This is a genomic window from Micromonospora sp. D75, from assembly GCF_018070405.1.
GTDB classification, from domain to species: Bacteria; Actinomycetota; Actinomycetes; order Mycobacteriales; family Micromonosporaceae; genus Micromonospora; species Micromonospora chalcea.
The window spans coordinates 1-11,795 of record NZ_JAGPXV010000120.1 but is presented as its reverse complement, the minus strand read 5'-3'; the positions used below and the strand labels follow the sequence as shown (position 1 = coordinate 11,795).

General features: G+C 71.0%; 9 protein-coding genes. 6 read left to right on the top strand and 3 right to left on the bottom strand.

Going from position 1 to position 11,795, the window contains the following annotated elements:
* Positions 1-183 precede the first annotated feature (183 nt).
* Both KBX39_RS10375 and KBX39_RS10370 read left to right on the top strand, forming a co-directional pair.
* Positions 184-1,476: a serine/threonine-protein kinase gene (locus KBX39_RS10375; RefSeq protein ID WP_210870235.1), complete on the top strand. Its 1,293-nt coding sequence runs from the start codon at positions 184-186 to the stop codon at positions 1,474-1,476.
* A gap of 84 nt (positions 1,477-1,560) precedes the next feature.
* The gene (locus KBX39_RS10370; protein WP_210870233.1) at positions 1,561-3,351 is read left to right on the top strand and encodes a substrate-binding and VWA domain-containing protein; all 1,791 of its coding nucleotides are present in this window, start codon (positions 1,561-1,563) and stop codon (positions 3,349-3,351) included.
* 235 nt (positions 3,352-3,586) lie between these two features.
* On the opposite strand, the gene KBX39_RS10365 is transcribed toward KBX39_RS10370, so the two are convergent.
* The 3 genes from KBX39_RS10365 to KBX39_RS10355 all read right to left on the bottom strand — a co-directional run bounded on the left by KBX39_RS10365 (position 3,587) and on the right by KBX39_RS10355 (position 7,920).
* Complete coding sequence (locus KBX39_RS10365) at positions 3,587-4,810, bottom strand: glycosyltransferase (RefSeq protein WP_113972404.1); 1,224 nt, start codon at positions 4,808-4,810, stop codon at positions 3,587-3,589.
* A 90-nt stretch (positions 4,811-4,900) separates the two neighbouring features.
* Entirely contained in the window at positions 4,901-6,313 is a 1,413-nt protein-coding gene (locus KBX39_RS10360; RefSeq protein WP_210870231.1) for a glycosyltransferase family 2 protein, read from the bottom strand.
* Between the two features lie 593 nt (positions 6,314-6,906).
* Positions 6,907-7,920, bottom strand: a complete 1,014-nt coding sequence (locus tag KBX39_RS10355) for a LacI family DNA-binding transcriptional regulator (RefSeq protein WP_210870229.1) — start codon at positions 7,918-7,920, stop codon at positions 6,907-6,909.
* Positions 7,921-8,188: 268 nt separating this feature from the next.
* On the opposite strand from KBX39_RS10355, the gene KBX39_RS10350 reads away from it, so the two are divergent.
* The 4 genes from KBX39_RS10350 to KBX39_RS10335 form a co-directional block, all read left to right on the top strand.
* The gene (locus KBX39_RS10350; RefSeq protein WP_043329850.1) at positions 8,189-9,460 is read left to right on the top strand and encodes an ABC transporter substrate-binding protein; all 1,272 of its coding nucleotides are present in this window, start codon (positions 8,189-8,191) and stop codon (positions 9,458-9,460) included.
* Between the two features lie 64 nt (positions 9,461-9,524).
* On the top strand, positions 9,525-10,457 hold the full coding sequence (locus tag KBX39_RS10345; protein WP_030500465.1) for a carbohydrate ABC transporter permease: 933 nt from the start codon (positions 9,525-9,527) through the stop codon (positions 10,455-10,457).
* A 130-nt stretch (positions 10,458-10,587) separates the two neighbouring features.
* Complete coding sequence (locus KBX39_RS10340; RefSeq protein ID WP_197494872.1) at positions 10,588-11,367, top strand: carbohydrate ABC transporter permease; 780 nt, start codon at positions 10,588-10,590, stop codon at positions 11,365-11,367.
* The coding region (locus tag KBX39_RS10335; protein WP_210870227.1) for a family 1 glycosylhydrolase at positions 11,364-11,795 on the top strand (432 nt) is incomplete at its 3' end. The genes KBX39_RS10340 and KBX39_RS10335, both read left to right, overlap by 4 nt.

The following is an 11,795-nucleotide window of genomic DNA, read 5'->3' as shown; positions in this document are numbered from 1 at the left end:
CCCTGGAGGGACGCCCGCCGTCGTAGGCCGGGCCGGCCCGCGCAGTGCGGCGACCGCCACCGCGAGACCACCGGCGGTGGTGGCTTCCACCCATGATCGGCTGTCCTCTGTCGTCGCTGCGGCATGACACGATGGCCGTGCCCTGCGCCGCCGGTGGCCGGGCACGACACTGATGGAGTCGGGATGTCAGAACTGGCCGGCACGCCGGTGCCAGGATTGGCGAAGCTGTGGACGCACGACCCGGTCACCGCCGGCCGGTATCGGCTGCTCGGCCGGCTGGGCGCGGGTGGGCAGGGGGTCGTCTACCTCGGTGAGGACGACGCTGGAGACCGCGTCGCGGTCAAGATGGTCAACGTCGACCTGACTGATCCACGGGCGCGGTCGCAGTTCGTGAAGGAGATCGCCGCCGCGCGCCGGGTCGCTCCGTTCTGCACCGCGCAGGTGCTCTTCGCCGAGGTCGACGGCGAGCGTCCCTACGTGGTCAGTGAGTTCATCGAAGGCCGGACCCTGCACCGGCACGTCCGCGAACGCGGCCCGGTGACCGGTAACGCCCTGCACCGGCTCGCGGTCGGCACTGTCACCGCGCTCGCCGCGATCCACAGTGCCGGCGTGGTGCACTGCGATCTGAAGCCGGACAACGTGGTGCTGGGCAGGGACGGCCCTAGGGTGATCGACTTCGGCATCGCTCGCGCGCTGGGCGTGACCGAGACGGCGTCCAGCCGGGTCATGGGGACCACCGCGTACATGGCACCCGAGCGGTTCCGCAACGACGCGGTCGGTCCGCCCTGCGACGTCTTCGCCTGGGCGGCCACGATCGCGTTCGCTGCCGGTGGCCGGCCACCCTTCGGCGATGATTCGCTCTTCGCCGTGATGCACCGGGTGCTGCACGATCCGCCCGACCTGCCGGCGTTGCCTCCGGTGCTGGACGAGCTGATCCGGGAGTGCCTGGCGAAGGATCCGGCGGATCGGCCGGGTGCCGAGCAGGTGCTGGTGCGGCTGCTGCGGCAGGACGGCACGGCCACCGTGCCGCTACGTCGGGAGAGCCTGCTCGAGGTCGGCAACGAGACCGCGGGCACGCCGACGCCGAACCATCCCCTTCCCCGGATCACGCCGACGGCACCGCAGCCGCGCCCGACGCAGCCACAGCCACAGCCACAGCCGACGGTGCCGACCCAGGCCCGGCCGACGCAGCCGGCACACCCACGGATGACGACCCAGCCGGCGTACCTGCCGGCGACGGAGCCCGGCGTCGGCGCCGGGTCCGGCGGCGCGTTGCGGCGGCTGCGTCGTGAGGCCCTCGACGCCTGGGGCATCTCGACAGCGCTCTTCCTCGGCTCGGCCGGCGCCGCCGCCGGCTACGTCGCGTCGAGCGCGATCGGCCCGGCCGCCGCAGTCGGGGCGGTCGCCTTCGTCGTGGTCTACCTGGTCCGGCTGCTGGTCGCTACGGCGGTCGGGGGACGGTCCGACCGCCCGTGACGCCGCGGCAGGGGTCCGGGTCGCCGGCTGGCGCCGGATCGATAGGTTGACGGCCACCAGCCGCCCGCCGAGGAGGACGCCCCGATGACCCCATCCGTTACCCGCACGCGGCAGTGGTTGCCCTACACCGCCGCCGTCACCGCCGGGCTGGTGGTCATCGCCGGGGCGTTCGTGTTCGTCCAGCAGCGCGATGCGGGCAGCGAGGTGCCCCGCACCGACTGCGCCACCACCCTCCAGGTCAACTCGTCGACGGAGAAGGCGGCGCTGCTGGTCGACCTGGCCGAGCGCTACAACCGCAGCAGCCGGTCGATCGACGGCGGTGGCTGCGCCCAGGTGCACGTCAGCGCGCTCAACTCGGGCCAGGCCGCCGAGGCGCTGGCCACCGGCTGGACCCACACCGGCCTGCCGCGACCACAGGTCTGGCTGCCGACGTCGAGCCTGTGGACCGGCCAGCTCCGGCTGCTCGACCAAGCCGCCGGGCGAGCACCGCAGACCCCGGACCGCTACCCGTCGATCGCCAACAGCCCACTGGTGATCGCGATGCCGCAGCCCAAGGCCGAACTGATACGCCGGCGCGGGCCGCTGGGCTGGGGGGAGATCCTGGGCCTGTCCGGGCGGGACGGGTGGGCGGGCTTCGGCAAGCCGGAGTGGGGCCGCTTCACCTTCGGCAAGGACAACCCCAACCTGTCCACCTCCGGGCTGGCGGCGACCATCGCCACCTACTACGCGGCGGTGCAACGGTCCAGCGACCTGACCCGGTCCGACCTTGCCGACCCCGCGGTCACCCAGTTCGTCCGCCGGATCGAGGCCAATGTGTCGCACTACAGCGACGATTCGGTGGACCTGCTGCGCAGCCTCGCCGAGGCGGACCTGGCGGGCGGCGCGGGCAGTACGGACGACATGAGCGCCATCGTCCTCCAGGAGGAACTCGTGGACCTCTACAACACGGGTGCGCTGAGCCCTCGGCAGGACGGGCAGGAGCGGGGCCGCAGGCCGAACGTCCCGCTGGTCGCCGTCCACCCCAAGGAGGGCACGTTCAACCTGGACCACCCGTTCGTGGTGCTGCCCTCCGCCGACGAGCGGCAGCGGGCGGCGGCGACCGACTTCCTGGCCTTCCTGACCGAGGACGCCCAGCAGGAGAGCTTCGCCCGCCTCGGCTTCCGGGACCACGAGCGCCGAGCCTCGGCGGAGCTGCTCGCCAACGTCGGCGCCGAGCCCACCGGTGGGCTGAGCTACTTCGAGCCCCCGGACCCGCAGGTGGTCGGCGCGATGCTGGACGGCTGGCGGACGCTCCGCAAGAAGGCCAACATCCTGATAGCCCTGGACACGTCCGGGTCCATGCAGGCGATGGTCGGCACCCGCACCCGCTTCCAGGTCGCCTCAGCAGCGGCGGGCAAGGGCCTCGCGCTGCTCAACACCGAGGACCGGGTGGGTCTCTGGTCGTTCTCCTCGGAGACCCGGAAGCGGCCGACGAGCCCCTACCGGGAGGAGGTCCCTCTCGGCGAGTTCGACCAGAAGCGGATCAACAGCAAGATCGCCGGCCTGCACGTCGACGGCGGCACCGCGCTCTACGCGACGGTCCGGGCCGCACACCGAGAGCTGCTCGACCGGTACGACCCGCAGCGGATCAACGCGATCGTCGTGCTGACCGACGGCAAGAACGAGTACCGGCAGGACAACGACCTGGCCGGCCTGCTCGCCGAGGTCGCCCTCGACCCGCGGCGTCCGGTGAAGGTGTTCTGCATCGCCTTCGACCGGGAGTCGGACTTCGCCACCCTGGACCGGATCGCCAAGGCATCATCGGGCAAGGCCTTCGACGCGACCGATCCGGCCAAGATCGACGAAGCGTTCGTGAAGCTGGTCAGCAGCTTCTGACGCCGACGCGCCCCGCTCGCCACGAGCCCGCGGCGCGACCGACGGTCTCCGCAGCCCCGCCGGTGAACAGCGCCGGCCGGAACACCGGTCCGGTCCGCCGACACCCTAACCTCGGCGTACAACGAGTGCCGGGCCTCCGGGATGACCAGCAGGTCGCCCTCCCCACCGGTCCACGGCTGATCCGGCGCGACCAGCCGGACCCGCCCCCGCAGTACCTGGAGCGTCGCCTCACCGGTCAGGCTCCCGGTGCGACGACCAACCGCTCCGCGGCGACCTGCACCGCGTCGGTGCGTACGACGCCGGCGAACTCGCGGGCGCGGGCGGCCACCTCCGGCCGCAGCGCGGCGCCCAGAGCCTCGGTCAGTGACTCGACGGTCGGCACGGAGCCGGGGTGTGCGGTGCCGATGCCGAGCGCGGGCACCCGGCGCGCGAAGTAGTGCTGGTCGTACACCTGCGGTACGACGACCTGCGGCGTCCCGGCCCGCGCGGCCGTGGTCGTGGTGCCCGCGCCGCCATGGTGGACCACCACGGCCACCTCCCGGAACAGGTCCTGCTGGTTCACTTCGCCGACCACCAGGCAGTCGGGGGACCGGTCGACCGGCGAGAGCGGTGCCCAGCCCCGGGAGGCGACCAGCCGGCAACCGACCGCGCGCACGGCCCGCACGGCCGTCTCCAGCAGACCCGGGGGTGCGGCGACGCTGCCGAATCCGACGTAGACGCACGGCCCGCCGGCGTCCAGGAAGGCCGTCAGCTCGGCGGGCAGGGCCCGCTTGTCGGGCAGGAGCCACGCGCCCGGTTGGTAGACGGCCGGATCGGCGACGTCCGGCCAGGGTGCCAAGGCCGGGTCGGCGGCCAGCCACGGCCGGTCGGTGTGGATGTGGTCGCTGACGTCGTCGACCGTGCCCAACCCCACCGCCGACCGCAGCGCGTTGAGGGGCGCGGCGAAGGTGTCGTTGACGTGCCGCAGGTTGGCGGCCCACAGGTCGCTGTTGTCGGCCGACGCGGGCGCCGGGACCTCCCCGAGCACCGGCAGCGGCAGCGGGGGGTGGTGGGGTGAGGGAAGGGCCGCCGGGCAGAGCGCCGCGAAGACGTACGGGATGCCGCGCTTCTCCGCCACGGTGCGGGCGGCGATCTGGAGGCCCGTCGACGCGACGAGGACGTCACAGTCCCGGGCTGCGGCCGACAGCACCTCGAACTGGATGCCGATGGAGGACTCGGCGAACTTGCGTACCTGCGCGGGCGAGGGTTTTGGCACGGCGGCCCGCGACCTGGGCGCCGCCGACCTGCGCCAGGGCGGGCCGACGGGCACGAAGGGAATCCTGAAGCTGGCCACCCAGCGGGCGAAGTCGGGCGGGGCGCAGAGGCGGGCCTGATGGCCGAGGGCCGTCAACCGCGACGCGAGCGCCACCAGTGGTTGGACATCGCCACGCGACCCGAGAGTCGACAGCAGTACGCGCACAATACTCGCCTTTCCGTCTTTTACGCCGGATCCGGGCGCGGCTGGGCCAGGCCCGACAGCGTTGTCGGGCCTGGCCGCACCGTCGATCTGCTATCCCCGCGTCGTGGAGCGCCCCGGCACCAGGGCAGCGGGTCGCGCCCTGGCGGCGGTCTGAGTGGGTACCCGGCGCGCGGCACCGGGCGCGGGTCGGAGGGGCCGCAGGATCAGTACGTGGCCGAGCCCCTCGACCGCGCGCAGCTCGGCCGTGCAGGCCGCGGCCTGCGCCTGGCGCAGGTAGTCCAGCGTCTGCGGGTCGGCGGCGCACATCCCCGGCGTCGAGTCGGCGGTGGCGACCAGGTGGACCTCGCCCGCCAGCAGCAGCGAGGCCGAGATGAACTGGCAGAGCTCCGGCCACAGCAGGTACCGCCAGAAGTCCACGCTGATCACCGCGTCCAGGCTGCCCGGCGGCATGGGCGGGGCGACGCCGAGCAGGTGGAAGTTGGTCCGCCCGATGGGTGCGGCGTAGTCGAAGGTCAACGCCGAGGCGGGCAACCCGGAATCGGCGCGGCCGGTGCCGATCCAGAGCGTGCGGTGCCCCCGCACCTGGCCGGCGAGGCGCGCGGCGGCGGGGCCGATGGCGCAGGCCGACCGCTCGACGCACTCGTCGATGAGCGCGCGATAGTGCAGGATCCGCCGGATCGCCTCGTACCCCATGACGGCGGTGAGGAACTCCCACTCCAGGCACGGATAGAGCCGGGCCGCCTGCTGGAAGTTGGCCTTCATCTCCATCCAGTTGCGGGTGATGTTCTTGTGGTGCGGCAGGTGGACGACCCGGGCGTCGTCGTCGTAGCCGAAGTTGACGCCGCCGGGGAGGCTTCGGTCGACGCGGTAGAACAACTCGACGTCCTCCACGCCGTAGCTCAGACCGAACGCCTCGCGGTAGCCACCGACCTGCGCGAAGTGCGCGCTGGACAGCGAGATGTTGTGCGTGTAGGCGATGACCCAGCCGGCCCGGAGCCACTCGCCCCCGTCGTCGGGAAGCCCCGTGGCGAACCGCAGGTCGCCGCCGTGCGGGAAGGCGCGTGCGACCGCGTGCGGCTCGCCGGCCAGCACTGCCGGCAGGTCAGCGAGGCCGATCTCGTCCCGCCGGCCGATCAGCACCGCCGCGTTGCCGGGCACGCTGTGCCAGGCCAGGTGCCGCTCCAGCAGGTCGGGCACCGCCCACGAGTCGGCGTCGAGGAAGACCAGCAGAGGTGCGCAGGAACGGCGCGCCCCCTCGTTGCGGGCGACGGAGCGGCCCTTGCGCTCGGCGAGTTCCAGCACGCGCAGGCGGAGACCGGCGCCCTCGGCGAGCGCCTCGGCGTACCCGTCGGACGAGCCACCGTCCCGGACCACGATCACCTCGAAGCGTTCCGGCGGCAGCGTCTGCCGGGTCAGCGCCCTGAGGGTCAGCGCGAGGCACTGCGGATCCTGGTAGGTCGGCATCACCACGCTCAGCGCCGGAGGGTTGGTGGGCAGCGACATGGCGATCCTCTCCGTCAGACGATCTTGCCGTCAGAGGGCGGCGACACCGTCAGACGATAACGCTCCGCGACGACATCACTACGCATCAATAGGGGTCTATAGGGGTGCACTGTCCCGACACGACAGTCGCCGCCCGACCGGAACCCACCCACGCGCAAAAAGCAGCAGCCGCGACAGGAAGCAGCGGGTTAGATCAGCCCGATTCGGCTGGCGAACTCACGTACGCCTGGCAGGTTGCGGCTGTCGCGGCCGACTGGACGTGTTCGATGAGGTTGGTTCGGGATTCGCGTACCAGTTCGCTGGCATGCTGACGGCCCGGCGCTGGGCCGGGTTCCTCCGTGCTGCTGGTCGGGGCGTGGGGTTGCTGGGTCAGCCGGCGGGTCGCGGCAGTGCGGCGAGGCGGTTGAATGCGCTGGCCCCGCCGACCTGGCCCCGGATCATTCGCGCCACCGCCGGCCGCGACCTCGCCCAGGCACGGGTGTGACGCTCGAGGCAGGCCCGGTTGCGGGGTCGGTGACAGCGGCTCCGGCAGCAGCGACCGCGAGCAGCAGCACGATCCAGAGCGGGACGGCGCCGACGTCGCGCGGTTCGGGTCAGGTGGTGCCGCGGACGACGAGCGTCGTCGGCAACACGGTCGGCTTGGGCGGGTCGTCGCCGCCCTGCAGCATGGCGACCAGCGCCTCGGCGGCGGCCGTGCCGAAGCCGGGCTTGTTCTGGGCGACGGTGCTGAGCCCGGGCGGGATCAGCGCGGCCACCTCGATGTCGTCGAAGCCGACAATCGCAATGTCGTCGGGGATCCGTAGGCCGGCCGCCTGGGCCGCCCGCATCGCGCCGACAGCCATCTCGTCACCGGCGACGAACACCGCGGTAGGGCGGTCGTCGAGGGCGAGCAGCCGGTCCATCGCGGCGTGACCGCCGTCGAGATAGAAGTCTCCCTCGACGACGTGGCCGTCGGCGAGCGGCAGGCCGGCCCCGGCCAGCGCGGCCCGGAAGCCGACGAGCCGTTCGGCTCCCGGCCAGGTTCGCAGCGGGCCGGTGATGGTGGCGATGCACCGGTGGCCGCGTTCGACGAGGTGGCGCACGGCGAGCGCCGCGCCGCCGGCATTGTCCGAGGTGATGTAGGTCGACGTCGGGCCGTCGACCCGCAGGTCGAGAGCGACGCACGGCACCTGGGCTTCGACGAGGGCGAGCACGGCCGGGTCCCGGGTGCCGTTGTCGATGATGACCGCGCCGTCGAGGTTGTGCTGGCGGACGGCGCGCACGTATCGCTGCCCGTCGTCGGGCCCCACCGCGTCGTGGCCGGCGAGCATGAGCAGGTTCAGCCCGTGCGCGCTGAGCGCCGTCTTGAGCGCGACGAGGATCTCCTGCAGGAATGGGTGGCGCCACCCAGGTCGGCGATGGTCGGTGTCCCATACCAGGCCCACCATGTTGGATTTCTTCGTGGCGAGCGTCCGGGCCGACCCGTTCGGCAGGTAGCCGATCTCGGCGGCCAGGTCGAGGATGCGCTGGCGGGTGTGCTGGCTGACGACCTCGGGGGTGTTGAAGACGCGGGACACGGTGGCGACGGACACGCCGGAGCGGCGCGCCAACTCCCTGATAGTGGCCAATGTGGTGCCTTCTCTGTAACCGGTTTCACGACCGTAGCGCCAGCGATGTCCGTAGGTCAACCCGCATCGAACGTTATCGTTTCGTAACTTGACACCCCCTAGCCGAACCCGTTCACACTTCCCAGGAAAGGCGCTCGCCGGGCGGTCACCCGCAACTCGGCCGGCATCCGATCTTCATCCAACTCCACCCACCCCCACCACCATCGCTTCGCCGACAATGTAACCGGTTTCAGGTAACCGGTTACATCGCACGAAAGGGTTCCCTGGCATGCACCCAAAACGACTGTTGCGACTGGCGGCGGCCACCCTGGCCGCCGGAGTACTGCTGACCGCGTGTGGCACCGGCACCGAGGGAGGCTCCGGCGGCGGCAACGAAAAGATCACCCTGAACGTCAACCTGTTCGGCAACTTCGGGTACCAGGACCTGTACGCCGAGTACCAGAAGTCGCACCCGAACATCACGATCCAGGAGCGCACGGCCGCCTACAACGACCATCACCGCGACCTGATCACCCACCTGGCCACCGGCTCCGGCGCGGGCGACATCGAGGGCGTCGACACGGGCTTCATCGCACAGATGCGCGAGCGGGGCAACCTCTTCGTCGACCTGGGCAAGGACCGCCAGTCCGAGTACCTCGACTGGAAGTGGGCGGCGTCGCTGGCCAAGGACGGCAAACAGATCGGGTACGGCACCGACGTCGGCGGCCTGGCCATCTGCTATCGGCGTGACCTGTTCGAGAAGGCCGGCATGCCCTTCGACCGCGACCAGGTGTCGGCCGCCTGGGGCAGCGGCTGGGACCAGTACATCGAGTTCGGCAAGCGGTACGCGGCGAAGGCCCCGGCCGGCAGCGCCTTCTTCGATGGCGGAGGCCAACTGTTCAACGCCATCATCGGCCAGGCCCCGGTCGGGTACTACAACGAGGACAACGCCATCGTCGTGGGCACCAGCCCCGATGTCCGAAAGGCCTGGGACCTGACGGTGAAGGCGATCCAGAGCAACCTGTCGGCCAAGCTGATCGGCAGCTCGCAGGAGTGGAACAACGGCTTCGCGAAGGACCAGTTCGCCACCATCGCGTGTCCGGCCTGGATGATGACCAAGATCAAGGACCAGGCGAAGCACGCCGCCGGCAAGTGGGACGTGGCGAGCGTCCCGGGCGGCGGCGGCAACTGGGGCGGCTCGTACCTCACCGTTCCCAAGCAGGGCAAGCACATCGAGGAGGCCAAGAAGCTCGCGGCGTGGCTGACCGCCCCGGAACAGCAGGCCAAGGTGTTCACCGCGCGGGGCAACCTGCCGTCCATCCCGGCTCTGTACGACAAGCCCGACATTGCCCAGTACAAGGACGCCTTCTTCAACAACGCACCGGTGGGTCAGCTCTTCACCACCGCGGCGAAGCAGCTCAAGCCCCAGTACCAGGGCCCGCGAGCCGGAGACGTGCAGACCACCATCCGCGACGCCCTCGTCCGCATCGAACAGGGCAAGCAAAGCTCCGACGAGTCCTGGAAGCAGATGGTCAGCGACGTCGAGCGCCTCGCCAAGTAACTCGACCCGCGCCGCCGGCGGTCGCCCGTGACCGCCGGCGGCGCCCGGCGACGAAGGATCGACGATGGCCACCTACCTCCACCAGGCCCGGCGGGCCGGCCTGAGCCGGCTCGACACCAAGGGCTCGCCCTACCTCTACATCCTGCCGTTCTTCCTGCTGTTCGGCGCGTTCGGGCTGTTCCCGCTGCTGTACACGGCGTACGTCTCGTTCAACGACTGGGACCTGCTCGACTCCGGGTCGCACCGCTGGGTCGGCCTCGCGAACTACCGCGAGATGCTGCAGGACGCGTACTTCTGGAACGCCCTGGGCAACACACTCAGCATCTGGGTGCTGTCCACCGTGCCGCAACTGCTCGCCGCGCTCTGGATCGCCCACCTGCTCAACCACCGGCTGCGGGCCCGCACCGCGCTACGGATGGGCGTGCTGCTGCCCAACGTCACCTCGATCGTGGCGGTGACGATCGTCTTCACCCAACTTTTCGGCCGCGACTTCGGCATGGTCAACTGGGCGCTCGGCCTCGTCGGCATCGGCCCGATCGACTGGCAGGCCAACACCTGGAGCTCCCACCTGGCCATCTCGTTCATCGTCGCCTGGCGGTGGACCGGCTACAACGCCCTCATCTACCTCGCCTCGATGCAGGCGATTCCGCACCACCTGTACGAGGCCGCCGACCTCGACGGCGCGTCGCAGGCTCAGCAGTTCAGGCGGATCACCGTCCCAATGCTGCGGCCGACGATCATCTTCACCACGGTGATCTCGACGATCGGCGGCCTGCAGATCATGGCCGAACCCCTGCTGTTCGCCAGCTCCCAGACGCCCACCGGCGGCTCCGACCGGCAGTTCCAGACCGTCGCCCTGTTCATGTACGAGCAGGGGTTCCGGGAGTTCCGCTTCGGCTACGCCTCGGCGGTCGCCTGGACGCTCTGTCTGGTCATCGCCATCTTCGCGATCATCAACTTCCTGCTCACCCGGCGCATCGCCAAGGACGAGGACTGAGGAGAACGCCGTGACCACCCTCGCGGACCCCGTACAGACCGGCACCACGCCCTCGCCGCCGCCACGCCGGTCCCACCGGCGCCGGAGCTTCGGGTACCCACGCAAGGCCTCGGTCTGGAGCTACGGCGCCCTGCTGGCGGTCGTGGCCGGGTCGGTCTTCCCGCTCTACTGGTCCATCGTCGTGTCCTCGCAGACCAGCGACGCCGTCACGAAGGTGCCGCCGGCCCTGGTGCCCGGCGGGCACCTCTTCGACAACATCGCGCGCGTGTTCGACACGACCGACTTCGGCCGGGCCCTGGTGAACTCCTTCATCGTCAGCGGCTCGATCACCGTCTCCGTGGTGTTCTTCTCGACCCTGGCCGGGTTCGCCTTCGCCAAACTGCGGTTCCGAGGCCGAAAGGCGCTTCTCGTCGTGGCCATCGCGACCTCGATGGTGCCGCACCAGCTCGGCATCATCCCGCTGTACATCCTGATGGCCGACCTCGGCTGGACCGGGCGCCTCACCGCCGTGATCGTGCCCGGGCTGGTAACCGCGTTCGGCGTCTTCTTCATGACCCAGTACCTCGGCCGCGCCGTGCCCGACGAACTGCTGGAGGCCGGCCGCGTCGATGGGTCCAGCACGTTCGGCCTGTACTGGCACATCGTCCTGCCGGCGGCCCGCCCCGCCGCGGCGGTGCTCGGGCTGTTCACCTTCATGCAGGCGTGGAACGACTTCTTCTGGCCGCTGGTCGTGCTGCAGGACAACGCGACCGTGCAGGTGGCGCTCTCCGCACTGGCCAGCGGCTACACCACCGACTACACCCTGACGCTGACCGGCACGTTGCTCGCCACGCTGCCGATCCTCGTCGTCTTCATGCTCCTCGGCCGGCATCTCGTCGACGGCATCATGCAGGGGGCGGTGAAGGGATGACCACCACATCCCAAGGCGCCGCCGCGGCCGCAACCCGGCCGGACCTGCCCGAGCTGCCGGACCTGCCGGCCGGCTTCATCTGGGGCGCGGCCACCGCGGCGTACCAGATCGAGGGGGCGGTCGACGAGGACGGCCGCGGGCCGTCGATCTGGGACACCTTCTGCCGCCGCCCCGGTGCCGTCGACGACGGCACCTCCGGCTCGGTCGCCTGTGACAGCTACCACCGCTGGCGGGAGGACGTGGACCTGCTGGCCGGCCTCGGCGTGGACGCCTACCGTTTCTCGGTCGCCTGGCCACGGGTCATGCCGGCCGGGCGGGGCGCGGTGAACCGGCGGGGCCTCGACTACTACGACCGGCTCGTCGACGCCCTGTGCGGGCACGGCATCCGGCCGTTCGTCACGCTGTACCACTGGGATCTGCCCCAGGCG

What these genes read in the sequence shown, in the direction of transcription:
- KBX39_RS10375 (WP_210870235.1), top strand. Translation starts at nt 184, where the DNA reads ATGTCAGAACTGGCCGGCACGCCGGTGCCAGGATTGGCGAAGCTGTGG.
- KBX39_RS10370 (WP_210870233.1), top strand. Translation starts at nt 1,561, where the DNA reads ATGACCCCATCCGTTACCCGCACGCGGCAGTGGTTGCCCTACACCGCC.
- KBX39_RS10360 (WP_210870231.1), bottom strand. Translation starts at nt 6,313, where the DNA reads ATGTCGCTGCCCACCAACCCTCCGGCGCTGAGCGTGGTGATGCCGACC.
- KBX39_RS10350 (WP_043329850.1), top strand. Translation starts at nt 8,189, where the DNA reads ATGCACCCAAAACGACTGTTGCGACTGGCGGCGGCCACCCTGGCCGCC.
- KBX39_RS10345 (WP_030500465.1), top strand. Translation starts at nt 9,525, where the DNA reads ATGGCCACCTACCTCCACCAGGCCCGGCGGGCCGGCCTGAGCCGGCTC.